Genomic DNA, 17,456 nt, shown 5'->3' on the forward strand with positions numbered 1-17,456 from the left:
TGATGGATATGTTTTTAAAGATAAAAATATAGAGGTGAATATAGATGGTTATTCAATTACAAAAAGGCCAGAAAATCGATTTAGGTAAGACAAGCCCTGGTTTAACAAAAGCAGTAATTGGTCTTGGATGGGATATTAAATCTTATGACGGCGGAGCCGATTTCGATTTAGATGCATCTGCCTTTTTATTAGATGCAAACGGAAAATGTACGAAGGAAACTGATTTTATCTTCTATAATAATTTACAGTCTCCTTGTGGATCTGTTTTACATACAGGAGATAACCGTACAGGTGAAGGTGAAGGTGACGATGAGCAACTTGTTGTGGATTTGAAGAAAGTTCCAGCAGATGTGCACAGAATTGCTATTACAGTTACGATTTATGATGCAGAAGGCCGTAGTCAAAACTTTGGGCAAGTAGGAAATGCGTTTGTTCGTTTAGCGAATGAAGAAACGAGTGAAGAAGTTCTTCGTTTTGATTTAGGGGAAGATTTCTCCATCGAAACAGCAGTTGTCTTTTGTGAATTATACCGTCATAATGGACAGTGGAAGTTTAATGCAGTAGGAAGTGGATTCCAAGGTGGTTTAGGTGCGCTTGTAAGAGCGTATGGCTTGGATGCATAGAAAGGAAACGATATTCGTTTCCTTTTTTTGACCTTTCTATAAATCTAGCAAAGAATAGGGGATAAAGGTAAGATGAGTATTTTGCAAGGAATCCTTGATACGTATGCTCAGTTTTTCGACTTGGACATGTGGATTAAAGTGTTGCAGGATCCAGTATCTTGGGGATTAATTGGTACACTTGTTGTACTTGAAGGATTATTATCTGCTGATAACGCACTTGTGTTAGCGGTAATGGTAAAACATCTTCCGGAAGAAAAACGTAAAAAAGCATTATTCTATGGACTTATTGGAGCTTATGTGTTCCGCTTTATTGCGATTGGAATCGGAATGTTCTTAATTAAATTATGGTGGGTAAAACTTCTTGGTGCACTTTACCTTGCTTGGTTATCAGTAAAATACTTTATTGATAAGCGTAAAGGTGCAAGTGAAGAAGACGAAGCTCACGGTATGAATCAAAATAGTATTCTCTTTAGAATGTTTGGTGTCTTCTGGGGAACAGTTGCGATGGTTGAATTAATGGATATCGCATTCTCTGTAGATAGCGTACTTGCTGCATTTGGTGTATCTAATGAAGTTTGGATTTTACTATTAGGCGGAATGCTAGGTATTTTAATGATGCGTGGTATTGCTGGTGTATTCTTAAAATTGTTAGAGCGTATTCCAGAGCTTGAAACGACAGCATACATTTTAATCTTAATTATTGCAGCAAAAATGTTACTGTCTTTAATCGAGATTGAGATTAGTCATACACTATTCTTTATTATTTTAGTTGTAGCATTTGGAGCAACATTTATACTTCACTACATGAAGAATTCTGGACAAGCTAGAGAAGAAGTTGCAGCTACTAAAGAAGACAATAAATAATTGAAATGGGTTTGCTCGTTTTGCGAGCGCCCATTTTTTATAACCAAAAATAGTTTATAATAGAAGAAGGACTTAGAAAAAACGTAAATGTTTTTGGAGGTGAACTGTTGTGTTTTCACGTTTTACACTTCAACCATATGCATTAAAAGATGAATCAGATTTAAAGCAATTTGAAACGCTTTTAGAAAAACGCCCACAATATGAGCTGACAGAGAATGAGATGAAATTTAGTTATATAGCATGTCGAATCCTTGGCGTTCCTAATGATGTAGATGAATATTTTAATGAACTGTTTGATTATAGTGAAGCGAAAGGAATCGAAGTTTTACACGAACAAAATTTAAACAAAGTGATTGATTCGGAAAAGCTTCGTCATATTCAAGAAGTGTTCGGATTACATCAAGAAGCACCAAATGGTCTGACAGTAAATAGGCTAGTTGCACACTTATCTGGGAAACAACTTTTACCGAAAGTAGACAATCCTGATTTACAGCATTACATACATACGACGTTTATTTCACTATTGAAATTATATGAGAAGCAACATAATCAGTCGTTAAAGACAGAAGGCTTCCGTCGTTTCTTAATCGACATAATTAAACTAAGCGAAAATTACGTAGCGAAGTGGTTCTCTACGATTAATTATAAGAAACAAATGCCGCGTATCATTTGGTACGGTGATGCACAGGAAAGCCGTATATATTTCTTATACTTTCTTATTATGCTCGGTTGTGATGTGCTTTATTATCACCCAGAAGGAAAAGATGGATTTGAAAATATTGATGAAGAGGGAAGAACTTTTGTTGTATCTCATTCAAGTCGCATTTCGCTTGAACCATTCCCTGATCGTCGCCGTGAGCGTGTTGCAACAGTAGCGTATCAAGCTTCGAAAGAAATTGAACAAGTACTTCACCACGATAATTCACTGCTGTACAAGCCGTGGCAATTCCGTTCCTATACGCCTGTAGCTCGTACGTTAAAAACGACATATGATGAACTCTTTTTAATTACGAAAGAAAAGGCATTTGTACGCCCAACATTCTTTGTTGAAAATAAACATATTTATATTCCTTCTTTATTTGCGAAAATATCAGGCGTTTCAAAGAATGATAAAGAATATTTTCAACGATTAAAGGCTGTTACATCATTTGATAACAGTTTATTAATTAATACATTCCCGTTTACGAAAGAGCAAAAAGCAAACTTCCAATATCATTATCGAGATGCATTGGACCGAGCTGGAAAATTGCATCCTGATCTAATTATGAATAGCCATTGGTGGCCGCATAAGCGTTTACCGGAAGGTTTACAGCATGGGATTGCAGAGGCGATTATCCATACGTGCGAAAGTGAAATGTGCAAACCAATTGCGAAAGAGACGAAACAAGATGTAGCGCTATATGTTTTCGCACAACTTTCTCAAATACCACCGAATATTTTAGAACAGCTTGAGAAATTTGATTATTCACAAGATGTACCGAAAATTGTTATATTTAATAATGAGAAGAGCGGAGAATTAACTCGTTCTGACGCTGTTTTATTACTATTTTTGAATCAAATTGGAGTAGATGTATTCCATTTCAATCCAACGGGAAGAAACGATATTGAACCGTATATTGAAGCGGGGGCATTTGATTCACATTGGCTTGAAGAGGTTAATTTCGATCTTGAGTTTCATGGTTCATCAGCCTATAAAAATTTATCACAAACAATAAAAGGACTATTTCGTCCATTTTTATAAGGAAAGGGAGAATACCATATGAATAACCCAGTCGTACTAGATCCGAAAACAGAATTAAATGAACAAACAGCACAAGATGTTCGCTTACAACTTAGACAAGATGCGGATGTACAACGTATTTATAATGCGGTAGATATTAAAGATCAATTAGAATTAATTGAACTTGGAAAAGAACCTTCTATGGAAATTTCACGTTTTGCTGATCAAATTTTACATACAATGTCATTATCAAAGATAGAAGATTCTGGTGAATTATTAAAACAGCTTGGTAAAATTATGGACCGATTTGATAGTAAAGACTTTGCGGAAGAAAAAAGTGGTTTCTTCTCACGTATGTTCAAAAAAGCAGATAAAATGATAGAACAAATCTTTAGTAAATATCAAACGATGGGCCGCGAAATTGATAAAGTTTATGTGGAAATTACGAAGTACCAAGATGAGATGAAAAAATCAATTGGTACGTTAGATGGCTTGTATGAGCAAAACTTAAAATATTATTTAGACTTAGAGAAGTACGTAGTAGCAGGAGAAATGTTATTAGAGCGTTTAAATACAGAGTTAGTTCCGATGTATGAAGAGCGTGTACGTAATAATGATCAATTAGCAGGTATTGAATTAGAGTCGCTTAAAAACTCTGTTGAAATTTTAGAACAGCGTATTGACGATTTAGAAAAAGCACGTATGGTTGCGTTACTTACAGCACCACAAATTCGTATGATTCAACGTGGTAATAATAAATTAATTGGTAAAATCAATACAGCATTTATTACAACGATTCCTATCTTTAAAAATGGTATCATTCAAGCGGTAAATGCCAAGCGCCAAAAGCTTGTTGCAGATTCTATGGCTGAACTGGATCGCCGTACAAATGAATTACTTAAGAAAAATGCACAAAATATCGCAACGCAAAGTGTAGAAGTAGCGAGATTATCAGGTTCTTCTAGTATTAAGATGGAAACACTTGAGGAAACTTGGAACATTATTTCAAGAGGTATGCAAGAAACACAACAAATTGAAGAACAAAATAAACGTGAGCGTGAAGAAAGCCGCAAGCGTATGGCTACATTAACAGAGAATATCAAAAAAGAATTACAAGGATAAAGTGAAACTTTAATCAGTGGGGTTTTGTTCATCCCCACCGATTATTAGCCTTCACCAATTGGACATTTATGGGCAGTTAATCCATCACCTAACTTCTTTGCTCAAACTGAATTTTGAGGTGGGAGTTTTACTGCACGGAAAATAGTAGGATAAATGAAAAGGCAATGAGGACTATTCCTCATTGCCTTTTAGTTTCTCTTCACTAATTTAATAATCTCATTCAGAATAAGTGGAATGATACTTAATAAGAGAACAAATCCCCAATCTCGCATCGTTAATGCATGTACACCGAATATATTTGCAAGGGGCGGGATGGAGATGATACAAACTTGCATAAGAACACCGATAAGAAGGGAGAAAACTAAATATTTATTTGTAAAGATCCCAATTGAAAAAATTGATTTCGTTATTGAACGCAAGTTAAATGAATGAACGAGCTGAGAAAAACTAAGAACGACAAATGCCATCGTTTGAGCGTGTAATAGAGCATCGTCATCAATTCGCTCTGGGAAAAGAGGAAATAAATTTGTATCTCCAGTATAGAATTTTGCTCCGACGATAAAAGCTATTAGAGTTAAAAGTCCAATGATAACTCCATTGAAAATCAGGAAAGGAACGCTGCCACTAAATAAGCTTTCTTTCGCATGTCGTGGTTTTTCCTTCATCACATCTGGATCTTCAGGATCAACCCCAAGTGATAATGCAGGCAGTGTATCTGTAATTAAATTCACCCACAAAATATGAATAGGTCGTAGTGGTGTTGCCCAGCCGAGTAAAATCGCTAAAAATAAAGCGATAATTTCTCCGAAGTTACAAGAGAGTAGGAAGAGAATTGATTTTTTTATGTTACGATAAATATTTCTACCTTCTTCAACGGCTTTCACAATAGATGAGAAATTATCATCTGTTAACACGACGTCTGCTGCCCCTTTTGCAACGTCTGTTCCTGTAATGCCCATCGCAACGCCAACATCAGCTTGCTTTAAAGATGGTGCATCATTGACACCATCACCAGTCATAGAAACGATATTTCCTTTCGCGCGTAATGCCTTTACAATTTTCACTTTATGCTCTGGAGAGACTCTAGCGAATACATTTAAATGATTAATTTTGCTAGCTAGTTCTGTATCAGAAATGTTATCTAATTCAGTTCCAATCATAATTTCCGATATTTCTTCAGCAATGCCAAGTTCTTTGGCAATTGCAAAGGCGGTATCTTTATGGTCACCAGTAATCATAACTGTGCGAATACCGGCTTTTTTACATTCTTTAATTGAATCTTTCACTTCAGTTCGTGGTGGATCAATCATACCGACAAGACCAATAAAGATAAGATTTTTTTCAAGATAATTTATATCCACATCGTTTGAATCGTATTGTTTAAATGCGAATGAAAGTACTCTTAAAGCTTCTTGAGACATTGACCCAGCGGCTTCTAATATTTGATCTTTATCAGCATCTGTTAGAACCTCGATTTTACCGTTTTTAAATATGTGGGTACATCGAGGTAAGAGTTTATCGATAGCACCTTTCGTCATGCTATAGTAGCTTTCATCATATGTATGCACGGTTGACATCATTTTACGATCTGAATCGAAAGGCAGCTCATTTACACGTTCATGTATTTTTTCTAAATGATCTTTTTGCATATTAAAGGTGGTTCCGGCAACGAGAAGAGCAATTTCAGTCGGGTCTCCCGTTTGTGATTCGTTATTGTAAGACGCATCATTACATAGCACCATATTTTCTAACAATAGACGTTGCGCATCATTATTTACATTTAAACTTTCTAAGCGATCGTATGTGTTATCACTATAAAAGTGAGTAACGGTCATTTTATTTTGCGTTAACGTACCTGTTTTATCTGAACAAATAATTGTGACAGAACCGAGGGCTTCAACAGCTGGTAGTTTCCGAATGATAACGTTTTGTTTAATCATACGTTGCACACCAATTGCAAGAACGATGGAAACGATAGCTGGCAAACCTTCTGGAATAGCTGCAACGGCTAAACTAATTGCAGTCATAAACATTTCTAGTGTATCTCGTCCTTGTAAAAAGCCTATGAGAAACATCATGATACAAATAGCTACAGCAACAAAGCCTAAATACTTTCCGACTTGTGCTAAGCTTTTTTGAAGTGGTGTCATATCATCGTCAGCTTCATGTAACAAGGTAGCAATCTTACCAATTTGTGAGTTCATTCCAGTTTCAACAGCAACACCGACGCCTCGTCCATATGTAACAAGAGTAGACATAAAGGCCATGTTTTTTTGATCGCCGAGTGGTACTTGCTCATCACGTTGCATGGAAGGGTGGTAGATTGCATCTTTATCAACAGGGACAGATTCACCAGTTAGAGCAGATTCTTCAACTTTTAAATTTGCGGTTTCAATAAGGCGTAAATCGCATGGGATATATCGTCCGGCGTCGAGCATAACGATATCCCCTGGAACGACGTGCTCAGATGGAATTTCTTTTAGTTCACCATTTCTCTTGACGATAGCTTTAGGTGTTGCCATCTTTTTCAATGCCTCTAAAGCTTGTTCTGCTTTCGATTCTTGGACAACACCGATAACAGCATTTAAAACTACAACAAGCGCGATAATACTGGCATCCGCCCATTCACCTACAAAGGCAGAAATAAGGGCAGCAATAATAAGGACATATACGAGGACGTCATTAATTTGGGCGAAAATACGCTGCCATAAAGTGCGTTTTTGTTTTGTAGCTAATTCATTAGAACCGTATTGCTTTAAACGTTCACTTACAATCTCATCTGTTAAACCGTTTTGTTCGTTTGTTTCTAGGTCAATCAATGTTTGATCTTTCGTCTTACTGTACCAATTGCTCATAAGTAAGCACCTCCAGTAAAAACAGTTAGCAATGGTAGTGTTGCTATTATTTGTGAGTAGTATGTATGGAGAAAAAATCTAAGGTGAGGTTCTACTTCTATTGTACAATATTTTACAGTTGGTTGAGGGAAAGAGAAGAGTTGTCATGAATTTGTTGGAAATAAAAAAGAGCCTCATAATAAGAGAGGCTTTTTTACTTTTTAATTAATGTACCTAATTCTTCTGTAATAGCTTGCATTTCACTAATGCTGAATGTTTCACGTTTCATAACATGATCATAAATGTCACGTAAATCTTCGTACATTTCTTCGTTAAAACTAGCAGCTCTCATCGCTCCAGCATTAACCATACGTAATTTTTCTTTAATAGCTTCGACCATGTATTCAACGTTTTCTTCTGACTTTACGGATAAATCCACCGAAGTGTCCCCCTTTAAAATAACATAAGGCTATCTTAACATTTTTTATCATTTTCGTTAATGGATCTTTTCAATCCTATTAAATTAGTAGGGATTTCCTTTATATTTCATAATTGGTTGTTTATACTATAAGTATATATGAAGAAATGCACCAAGAAGGGAAGAAACAAAAACATGGTTCAAGTATTGTTTGTTTGTCTTGGGAACATTTGCCGTTCTCCGATGGCAGAAGCGATTTTTCGAAATCTTGTCGTAAAAGAGGGACTTGAAGAGAAAATTGTCATTGATTCTGCAGGAACTGGAGATTGGCATGTTGGTCATCCGCCACATAAAGGAACACAAAAAATTTTAAAAGAAAATGCAGTCACTTTTGAAGGAATTAAAGCAAGGCAAGTAGAAAAAGAAGACTTAACAAAGTTTGATTATATTATTGCCATGGACAACAAGAATATAGCAGATTTAAAAAGTTTAGGTAAAACTGGAGGCTATATTGGTAGGCTGTCCGACTTTGTTCCAGACGGTGGCTGGACAGACGTTCCTGACCCTTACTATACAGGGAATTTCCAAGAAGTATATGACCTTGTAACAGAAGGGTGTGCAAAGCTATTAGCTTTCATTCGAAATGAACAAGGAATATGAGGAAGCTTAGAAAGAAATACTTTCTAACATAAGAAATGAAAGGGTGAAGGAATATGGCAAAGAAAAATAATATTGCTCGAAACATTGCGATTGGTGTAGCGGCAGGTGTAGCTGTATCCATGTTAAAGAAAGAAAACCGTGAAAAAGTAAAAAATACAGCAGAAAAAGCAAAAACAAAGATGATTGAAATTGGTGAAAATGCAAAGATCAAAGAAAAAGTGCAAACTGTTACAGATAAAGGACGCGAACTTGCAGATTTCAATGTGGTAAAAGCGAAAGTAGCAGAAATTAAAAAATTAACGCCATCTGTTGTAGAGACGTTAAAAGAAACGAAAGAAATTTTTAGTAAGAAAAAAGTTGAGCCAGAAGAAAAGCCAGAAACGATTGAAATTCAAGCTGTATCTCCAAAGGTAGATGAGTTGAAAGTAGAAGAAGAGCCAATAGTTGCTGAAGATGGTGGTATGAAAGAAGCGCGTGAATTATTTATGAAAGACTCAAATGCAGTGGAAAAAAAAACTGAAGCGTACATTGAGTTAAAGCAAGATAAAGAAGAGAAGAAAAGCGTTTAAACATATATGAGAAAAATTTTAGAAAAGGTGAGAAGAAATCGTACTTATTCGTTTGGTAAAGATTTATATGACCGGACGATGCGCGATGATGTAGCGGGCTTGGCAGCACAGCTCGCTTATTTCTTCTTGCTTGCAATTTTTCCTGGGCTCGTTTTCTTAATTACGCTTCTTGGATTTATTCCCATTCAAACAGAGGATGTGCTTAGTTTATTAGAGGTTTATGTACCAGATGATGCAATGAACTTAATTGAGGTAAATGTAGATAAAGTTGTAAACCAGCAAAATGGTGGTTTATTATCATTTGGTTTATTATCCATGTTATGGTTTGCCTCAAATGGTGTTAATGCGGTTATGAATGCTTTTAACCGCGCTTATGACGTAAAGGAAACACGTTCTTTTATTACAACAAGAGCGTTATCAATTGTGTTTACATTAGCTATTATTTTTATGATTGTCTTTGCGTTAATTGTTCCGGTATTCGGACAAGTTATTGGAGCAGCAGTGTTTAAAGCACTCGGTTTATCAGATAGTTTTTCTTTCGTATGGAGCATTACACGATTAGTAGCGAGTTTCTTCGTACTATTTGCTTTGTTTAGTTTCTTATATACATTTGCACCAGATCGAAAGTTAAAAAGAAGAGAAGTTATTTCAGGGGCGTTATTTGCTACTGTAGGATGGATTGTGGTGTCTTACTCATTTGCTTATTATGTAGATAAGTTTGCGAATTACGCCAATACATATGGTGGTCTCGGTGGTATCATTATTTTAATGTTATGGTTTTATTTAACTGGATGGGTAATTTTACTTGGCGGTGAAATTAATGGTTTACTCCACCATTATAGAACCGGTGACAATAATTCCCGTAATGAATAATGAGTTCTTGTTCCATAATAAAAAGGAACAGGGGGGATATTTCATGAGTAATAATAAAAAGAACCATAATAATAAAAGTAATAATAAACAAAAGAGCAGTTCGCATCCAAAGCATAAAACGAGTAGCAGTGCGAACGGTCATAATAGCTATCACTAAAAAAAACGGGTCCTCTATGAGGGACCCGTTTTATTTGCTTCCTTTTAGTAATCGTAAGCCATTCAAAATGACAAGAATCGTACTTCCTTCATGACCAATAACACCGAATGGAAGAGCTAAAAATTGCAAGAAGTTTGAACAAATTAGCATGGCAATAACGGCTAGCGAAAAGATTACGTTTTGCTTCACAATACGGTTCATTCGTTTTGATAAACGAATTGCTTGGGAAAGGCGAGATAGTTCGTTCTTCATCAGTACAACATCTGCAGTTTCTAAAGCTACATCTGTTCCTTCTCCCATTGCGACACCAATGCTAGCAGTAGCTAGGGCAGGTGCATCATTTATACCGTCTCCAACCATTGCTACTGTACCGTATTTTTCTTTTAACTTTTTAATCGTTTCAACTTTTGTTTCTGGTAAGCATGATGCGTAATATTCCTTTATATTACTTTCAGAGGCAATTGCTTTTGCCGTTTCTTCATTATCTCCAGTAATCATAATTGCTTCGACACCAATGCTTTGTAAATCACGAATAGCAGCTATTGTTTCTTGGCGAAGCGTATCTTTTAAAGCGATAAGTCCAAGAATGCCTCCCTCATCACTAATATAAACGACAGTTTTACCTTCCTTTTCAAGTGAGGCAGAAATACCATTATGAAATGTTTTTGTTTCTTCACCGATAAAATCAGCTTTACCTATTTTATAAGCGTTGTTTTCGAATATTCCTTTTAGCCCAAAACCAGTTACATCTTCAACCTTTTCTGGTTTTTTTAATGTAATGTCGTACGCATGTTGTGCATATTTAACAATAGATTCAGCCAAAGGATGTGTAGAGTGACTTTCAATTGATGCTGTAATAGAAAGCACTTCTTTTTCTGTCATATTTTCTCGAACATATATATCTGTTACGGTAGGTTTTCCTTCTGTTAATGTTCCTGTTTTATCAAAGGCGATTGCTTTTACTGAAGCGAGACGTTCTAAATGTATGCCACCTTTAAAGAGAATCCCATTTCTTGCTCCGTTAGAAATGGCTGATAACGTTGCTGGTGTAATGGCAGCAACGAGTGCACAAGGAGATGCGACTACAAGTAAGATCATAGCGCGATAAAACGTTTCATTCCAGCTCCAGTCAAGTAAGAAATGAGGAACGAACATCATAAGCGCAACAACGAGTAGTACACCTTTTACGTATGTTCCTTCAAACTTTTCGATGAATAGTTGTGATGGTGATTTTTCACTTTGTGCACTTTGTACGAGACGGATAATCTTTTGGAATAATGTTTGATCGCTCGGCTTCGTAATTTTAACTTCGATAGCACCACGTAAATTTACAGTACCTGCAAATACTTCATCGCCATATCTTTTCTCATTTGGAATAGGTTCTCCCGTGATTGCTGCTTCATCGATATTTGTTTCACCGTTATGAATCGTACCGTCAGCAGGAACACGTTCACCTGGTTTAATTAAAATAATGTCGTTAATTTGTAACTCTCCAACAGGAATACGTTCCTCTGTTCCGTTGGAAATGCGTAATGCTTCTTCGGGTTGTAAGTCAAGAAGAGCGGAAATTTCTTTTTGGCTCTTACTTAATGTATAAGATTCCATAGCACCGCTGAGCGCAAAGATGAAGATTAAAATAGCCCCTTCTGCCCAGTAGCCAATAATTGCAGCACCGATAGCTGCAAAGAGCATTAGCATTTCAACATTTAGCTCTTTTTCTTCAATCGTATCTTCAATGCCTTCTTTAGCTTTTGCATATCCACCAACTATATAAGCAAGGATATAGCAAGTAATACCTACATTCATTGCATCGTTCTTTGTGAATAGCCAGCCAGCTAAAATAAAAATACTAGATGCCACTGCAAATACAAGTTCATAATGTTTTTTTAATGTGTCCCATAAAGAGGGATGAGAAATTGTTTCTTTTGCGTGTAACGTTTTTACTTCTGAGTTCATTACTACTCGCTCCTTCCGAATTCTTATTGAGAAAAATAATCAAAATCGAAACCCCTATAAAACGACGAAAGCTGCCATCCATAATGGATAGCAGCATTTCTGTTGAATCTGTTTTTAATAGTTATTATGTTGTAATTATTCTATAGTATATCATATGTTTTTATGAGATGGTACGGTTTTGTTTCAAGTATAAACGGAAAACTTGTGTTTTCGCAATTCCTTTGGTATATATGAATATTGTTCATAAAAAGGTCGGAAAGGAAGACAACAAGTGAAGACAGAGAAATTTTTTACCCATCCGATTGGCGTATTTATTGCTGCAATAGTAGCAACTTTTTTATGGGGAAGCGCATTTCCTTTTATTAAGTTAAGTTATGCTGAACTTGGAATTCAACCACAAGAAGTTGGAGAACAAATATTATTTGCCGGTTATCGTTTCTTGTTATCTGGAGTCATGCTCTTATTATTCTTTAAAGTGTTAGGAAAAGATATGAGCTTCAAAAAAGGAACGGGGAAACAGTTAATACAAATTGGTTTATTCCAAACGTTTCTTCAATATATATGTTTTTACATTGGAATGAGTTATAGTTCAGGAATTGAAGGAGCTATCATTTCAGGGACATCATCATTCTTTCAAATTTTACTCGCCCATTTTTTATATAAAGATGATGCTCTCAATATAAGAAAAATAATTGGGGTATCGATTGGTTTTTGTGGCGTCATTTTAGTAAATGTGCCGAGTGATGGTAGCTTATCATTTCATTTTGGAATCGGAAGCTTATTACTTCTTAGTGCAGCAATGCTGTATTCATATGGAAACATATTAGCAAAAGAAGGTAGTAAAACATTAGATGTTGGCTATATGACAGCATACCAAATGATGTTTGGTTCTATAGGATTATTATGTATAGGGGCTTTACAAGTTGGAGTCATGCCATTTACATTTAGTCTACATGCACTACTTATGCTGATTTATTTATCTTTCTTATCTGCAGCTGGTTTTTGCATTTGGAATACAATTATGAAGTACAACAAGGTTGGAAAAGTATCTATGTATATGTTCTTTATACCCGTATTTGGTGTGTTATTATCGAGCATGATTTTAGGTGAAGCAATTCATTCATTTGTGCTACTCGGTTTAGCATGTGTAGCCGCGGGAATTATTGTGGTAAATCGAACGCCAGCTAAGCAAAAAATGGAGCAAGAAAAACAAGTAGCATAGAGAGCAGAAAAGCGATTACAATGGAAGAACAGTACTGTTCTTCTTTTTTTTCATAGAAAAAGGATAATAGACTAAGTGTAACGAAAAAAGATACAAAAAGCATTTATTGAGGAGAACATGTTATGAATCTACTTTACATGGTGTTAATTGGGCAAATACTTCTTTTTTTAATTGGTGCAATTTATGCAATGCGGCAGACAAAAAGAACGAAAGATAATATGCCGTTACCTTTAGTAATCCGTCTTATTCTTAGTTTTTCTTTAACAGGTAGTGCAATTTGGATATGGTTACAAGATCCATCTGTAGAGTATAGTACGTGGGTTGCACTTGGTATGACTTTATCGACTGTGGGAGATTTGTTTATGGCTGGGCTGATTCCAATTGGTCACAGGTTAATTGGTGGGATGGTTACTTTCGCTCTTGCTCATTGTTTTTATGTAAAAGCATTTTTGCAAACAGGAATTTCGTGGAATGGTTTTTGGATTGGCTTACTCGTATATGGGCTCTTTCTAATTGTAGGATGGTTCTTCTTTATCCGAAATGATAAACAGGATAAATTGTTTACGATAGGAGCTCTAATTTACGGATTGTGGGTTGGAGGAATGGCTTGCTTTGCATTCGCCTTATATTATGAAAATACAGGAATATGGTGGATACCAGCGTTTGGTGGTTTACTGTTTGTGATTTCTGATTTTATTATTGGCGTGACAGATATCGGAGGACGTAAATTGAAGTATGAGCCACTTTGGATTTGGTTTACATATGTAGCTGCTCAAATGTGTATTGTATATGTGGGATTATAAAAAGATACTCTCAAAATAGTGAATAGACTATTTTGAGAGTATCTTTTTTGCTTGTTTAATTTGATCAGTATTACCATTTTGAAATTTCTAATATTATAATTTTATAATTCAGAATTTTGTAGAAAATCATCGGTCGTATTATTTATAATGAAAGTAAAAAGATGATGAGTTGGTGAAATGATGCAAAAGAAAAAACGTTGGCGTGAATTCTTTGGAACTATTGCAATTGCATGTTTATTGGTGTTTTTGGCGAAAATTTTTGTGTTTTTTCCGACGAATGTAAAAGGAGCATCCATGAGGCCGACGTTGCAAGATGGAGATAAGGTGATTGTTAATAAGCTAGCAAAACAATTTGAAAGCTATGGGAGAGAAGATATTATTGTTATGAAAACAGATAATTTTTATGTCAAAAGAGTGATTGGATTACCTGGAGATATAATTGAGATGAGAAATGATCAATTATATGTAAATTCTGAAGTGAAAGATGAAGAGTATTTGGATAGTAATAAAAAACAAGCAGAAAAAAAACTTATGAATTTAACAGAGGACTTTGGACCAATTACAGTTCCCGAAAATAAGATTTTTGTTATGGGAGATAATCGCTTAATAAGTAAAGATAGTAGAAATGGTTTAGGTTTTATTGATAGAGAAGATGTGTTAGGAAAGTTAGCAGGCATTTATTATCCGTTTGAACATATGAAAATAATAAAGTAAAAAACCAAGCAAATTTTAGTTTGCTTGGTTTTTTTTGTTAAACAGTAGGAGATTCGTTTGATACAAAAATATCTTCATGTTTCTTTGTAGTACTTAAAACGAATTTATGTTGTAGCAATTGTAGTTTAAATAACGCCAAAGGATCATGATATGTTTCTGGATTGCTTCTTAGCGTTGCTAATGTTTGCTCGTCTTCCTTTATCTCAAGTTGAGCTGCATCTACATTTTGTTTCAATATATTAAGTGGATCTTTGAAGAACATCATGATATCACGTTCTAATGCACCTTCAAATACTTCAAATTGAAGGAAGAATTGTTTTGAAATTGTGTGAGCAATTTCTGTATAGTCTTCTGTTTCAATATATTGTTTATATTTGTTGGCGAGCATAGATTGGTTTTTTTGCATATTACCAAATAATTTTCCGGCACTTTTTAAGAAAAACTGTGTCGGTGTAAAGCGTAATAAAATATTGATGTTCGTTACTGTAATTCGATTTGTCATTCGTACAACATCTCGATTCCAATCATCTAATAATTTGAAATCGCAAGGAAGTTTCATACGTTCTTCTTTATATAATTTATTAAACGTTTCACTCATTTCATCTAAATAAGCTTGAGCTTGAATAAATTCATTATGTGCTGTTTCAATCCATTCTTGAATAGACCCAGTAAATTTAGGAAGAAGTACCTGTTGTACATGCTTTTGAACTCGTTCATTCATTGCAGCATTTAATTCTTCATGAACTAATTTGAAATCACTATCTTCTTGAACAAGATCAGAGCAGCTCTGTAATAATTCAGGAATTTGAGAATGTATATCTCGTGTAATTTCTTCTTTCGTTAAAAGATAGGATTCGGTAATAGAACGAATTTTATCTTTTTCAAGAGCAGTAAGGTTATTAATAAATCCAGTAAGTTTCACTGAGATGTGTTTATTCCAGCGTACGGATTTTACTAATGTATTTTCTAATTCCACACGTTCATTTATGAGATAAGCAATGGTCTTTTGCGTAAACCATATTAGCTTTTCTATACGTTCTTTTTCTATATCGCGTTTTGCAAGATTAGAAAGAATAGATTCTGTTACATCTCCAAGTTGCTGGCTACTCTCTTGCGAAGGAGAGTATGGGAAGAATTGTGCATCTGGAAAATGTACTTTAAGTTTACTAATTAGTTTTTCATCAGTAGTCGTATTATTTGTGTGTGATACGAAGTGAATTTGTAAGTTTGGTACTTGTTCACGTAAATAAATTAACGTATCAATTTCTTGACTATGCAATGGTGAAGAAGAATTTAATACGTATACAAGGCTATCTGCTGCTTGTAAGTATTCAAAGTATGCATTGTTTTTATCCAATTGTCCTTGAATAGATGGTGTAATAAGAAATGTAAACTTATTTTTTCTTAAAAACCTACTTGGTAGCTTAATTTCTATACATTTTTTCTCAAGTTCTGACTGAGCAGATGTAGCCGTTATTTGATGGAATTCATCAAGGTTAGGGATATTTCTTATATCTAACTCGGTAAATTCTGTTATTTCAGTTTGACTAGCGTCTTTAAATAGAATAGGAGTTGTTAAAGTTTCAGTTAAGATGTTCTCTCCCAATATTGAATTAACAAATGATGTTTTATCATGGTCACTAGTTCCAGCTATTAGTATTGGTGTGACATTTAAATCACATAGTTCATGGACGAGTAGCGTAAATTGATGACTTAAATCTACATCATTTTTCTCAGCCCATACAGCGATTGTTTCGAATAAATGAGAAACTGTTTCCATATTTACATCTGCTTCAGCTGATGTATTAGAAAGTAAGGATCCAGCACTTTTTACGAGTAATGATTCTAAAGTTGTAGGTGAGACTTCATTCCATGCTAACACTGCTGCAGAGACAACTAGAGAATCTTTTGCTTTCGTTAAACTGAACCAATTTGTTAATAAATTTGGTACAAGTCCGTTTAATTCATGCATAAAATGATTTCCGGTAATTAATGCAAAGTATGTTTCTTGGTAGCGAGTAGAGATTTCATTCCAATCGTCATTATTGTCTGTTTCAATATGCAAGAATAAATGATTAATACTTTGAATCCAAGGAAGGTATAAGGATTCATGTTGATAGCTATTCCAAAGAGCAATAACAAGTTCTTTAAATTGAGCTTGATCAACAGCATATAGAGCTTTTAAAGACTCATAGAAATATTCAGGCTTAATATTTTTTGTAAATCCTTTGTTTATGTAAGTTATTAACGTATCAAACCAGTGTAAAGATTGTGTTCGGATACCTTCTTGAACAGCTAGTTCGATAGCGTTGTTCCAATCTTCTTGTTTTTCATAGAAAGAACGTGCAATTGCAGTAATATTTGGGTAATCCGGTTGGAATGCAACAGCTTCACTAATCGTCTTAAAAGCGAGTCCTAAACGATCTTGTTCGATATAAAGAGAAAGAAGTTGTAAGGAAACCTCCATCGTAAGAGTCGTATCTTCCGTTTGGATAGATTGATAAATTTCTTCTGCCTTTGGTAAGAATCCTAGTTCAAAATAAGCATCTGCAATATTTTTTGTCGCCCAAAGTGCAAGAGCATTATTTACTTTTTCCCATTTAAATATAGCTGCTTCAAAATCTTTATTTTGATAATAAAATTCACCTTGAGCAAATCGAATATTAGAAATGTTGGAGAATTCATTTTTAGATTCATTTATATATGCTTCACCGAGTACTTCCGATGCAGGAGTAGAAGTTTCTTCTGTTAAAAATGTTTTATAGTAAACTTTTTGAATAAATTGATTTTCAATGGTCATGTTCGTTCCCCCCTGTATAATTTAGAAAAATGATGTTGTATGTAAAAGGGTGTATGTTCTTTTAATAGGTAGAAGTTGCATTATATAGACCAAACTATGTTTTTGCTAGATATATCATTTT

The 17,456-nt window shown here is 34.9% G+C and carries 14 protein-coding genes; 10 read left to right on the forward strand and 4 right to left on the reverse strand.

Features of this window, described 5'->3' with window-relative positions:
• Window positions 1-44: 44 nt before the first annotated feature.
• From C3Y97_RS02350 to C3Y97_RS02365, 4 genes are all read left to right on the forward strand, one after another.
• The gene (locus C3Y97_RS02350; protein WP_000236643.1) at window positions 45-623 is read left to right on the forward strand and encodes a TerD family protein; all 579 of its coding nucleotides are present in this window, start codon (window positions 45-47) and stop codon (window positions 621-623) included.
• A gap of 72 nt (window positions 624-695) precedes the next feature.
• Window positions 696-1,487: a TerC family protein gene (locus C3Y97_RS02355; RefSeq protein WP_000025704.1), complete on the forward strand. Its 792-nt coding sequence runs from the start codon at window positions 696-698 to the stop codon at window positions 1,485-1,487.
• Between the two features lie 109 nt (window positions 1,488-1,596).
• Window positions 1,597-3,228, forward strand: coding sequence for a YceG family protein (locus C3Y97_RS02360; RefSeq protein WP_000492859.1), 1,632 nt, complete (start codon window positions 1,597-1,599; stop codon window positions 3,226-3,228).
• 18 nt (window positions 3,229-3,246) lie between these two features.
• Complete coding sequence (locus C3Y97_RS02365; RefSeq protein ID WP_001064409.1) at window positions 3,247-4,329, forward strand: toxic anion resistance protein; 1,083 nt, start codon at window positions 3,247-3,249, stop codon at window positions 4,327-4,329.
• A gap of 188 nt (window positions 4,330-4,517) precedes the next feature.
• Here C3Y97_RS02365 and C3Y97_RS02370 read toward each other — a convergent pair whose 3' ends face one another.
• Together C3Y97_RS02370 and C3Y97_RS02375 are read right to left on the reverse strand one after the other, a co-directional pair.
• Entirely contained in the window at window positions 4,518-7,184 is a 2,667-nt protein-coding gene (locus C3Y97_RS02370) for a cation-translocating P-type ATPase (RefSeq protein ID WP_136363000.1), read from the reverse strand.
• Window positions 7,185-7,377: 193 nt separating this feature from the next.
• On the reverse strand, window positions 7,378-7,602 hold the full coding sequence (locus C3Y97_RS02375; protein ID WP_000366196.1) for a DUF1128 domain-containing protein: 225 nt from the start codon (window positions 7,600-7,602) through the stop codon (window positions 7,378-7,380).
• 174 nt (window positions 7,603-7,776) lie between these two features.
• Between C3Y97_RS02375 and C3Y97_RS02380 the strand changes: the two genes are divergently transcribed.
• From C3Y97_RS02380 to C3Y97_RS02390, 3 genes are read left to right on the forward strand one after another with little or no spacing between them, the layout of a single operon-like run.
• Window positions 7,777-8,241 (forward strand): low molecular weight protein-tyrosine-phosphatase, encoded by a 465-nt coding sequence (locus C3Y97_RS02380; protein WP_000250916.1) that lies wholly within the window; start codon window positions 7,777-7,779, stop codon window positions 8,239-8,241.
• 53 nt (window positions 8,242-8,294) lie between these two features.
• The gene (locus C3Y97_RS02385; protein ID WP_001085389.1) at window positions 8,295-8,810 is read left to right on the forward strand and encodes a DUF4075 domain-containing protein; all 516 of its coding nucleotides are present in this window, start codon (window positions 8,295-8,297) and stop codon (window positions 8,808-8,810) included.
• A 6-nt stretch (window positions 8,811-8,816) separates the two neighbouring features.
• Complete coding sequence (locus C3Y97_RS02390) at window positions 8,817-9,683, forward strand: YihY/virulence factor BrkB family protein (protein ID WP_001226536.1); 867 nt, start codon at window positions 8,817-8,819, stop codon at window positions 9,681-9,683.
• Window positions 9,684-9,870: 187 nt separating this feature from the next.
• On the opposite strand, the gene C3Y97_RS02395 is transcribed toward C3Y97_RS02390, so the two are convergent.
• Entirely contained in the window at window positions 9,871-11,796 is a 1,926-nt protein-coding gene (locus C3Y97_RS02395; RefSeq protein ID WP_001083759.1) for a heavy metal translocating P-type ATPase, read from the reverse strand.
• Window positions 11,797-12,067: 271 nt separating this feature from the next.
• Between C3Y97_RS02395 and C3Y97_RS02400 the strand changes: the two genes are divergently transcribed.
• The 3 genes from C3Y97_RS02400 to lepB all read left to right on the forward strand — a co-directional run bounded on the left by C3Y97_RS02400 (window position 12,068) and on the right by lepB (window position 14,535).
• Entirely contained in the window at window positions 12,068-13,018 is a 951-nt protein-coding gene (locus tag C3Y97_RS02400; protein ID WP_000845696.1) for a DMT family transporter, read from the forward strand.
• A 122-nt stretch (window positions 13,019-13,140) separates the two neighbouring features.
• The gene (locus tag C3Y97_RS02405) at window positions 13,141-13,821 is read left to right on the forward strand and encodes a lysoplasmalogenase (RefSeq protein ID WP_098212570.1); all 681 of its coding nucleotides are present in this window, start codon (window positions 13,141-13,143) and stop codon (window positions 13,819-13,821) included.
• 177 nt (window positions 13,822-13,998) lie between these two features.
• On the forward strand, window positions 13,999-14,535 hold the full coding sequence (gene lepB / locus C3Y97_RS02410; RefSeq protein WP_000983303.1) for a signal peptidase I: 537 nt from the start codon (window positions 13,999-14,001) through the stop codon (window positions 14,533-14,535).
• Between the two features lie 37 nt (window positions 14,536-14,572).
• Here lepB and C3Y97_RS02415 read toward each other — a convergent pair whose 3' ends face one another.
• Window positions 14,573-17,335, reverse strand: coding sequence for a tetratricopeptide repeat protein (locus tag C3Y97_RS02415; RefSeq protein WP_000151418.1), 2,763 nt, complete (start codon window positions 17,333-17,335; stop codon window positions 14,573-14,575).
• Between the last annotated feature and the right edge of the window lie 121 nt (window positions 17,336-17,456).

This window comes from Bacillus sp. DU-106, from assembly GCF_004799705.1.
GTDB classification, from domain to species: Bacteria; Bacillota; Bacilli; order Bacillales; family Bacillaceae_G; genus Bacillus_A; species Bacillus_A cereus.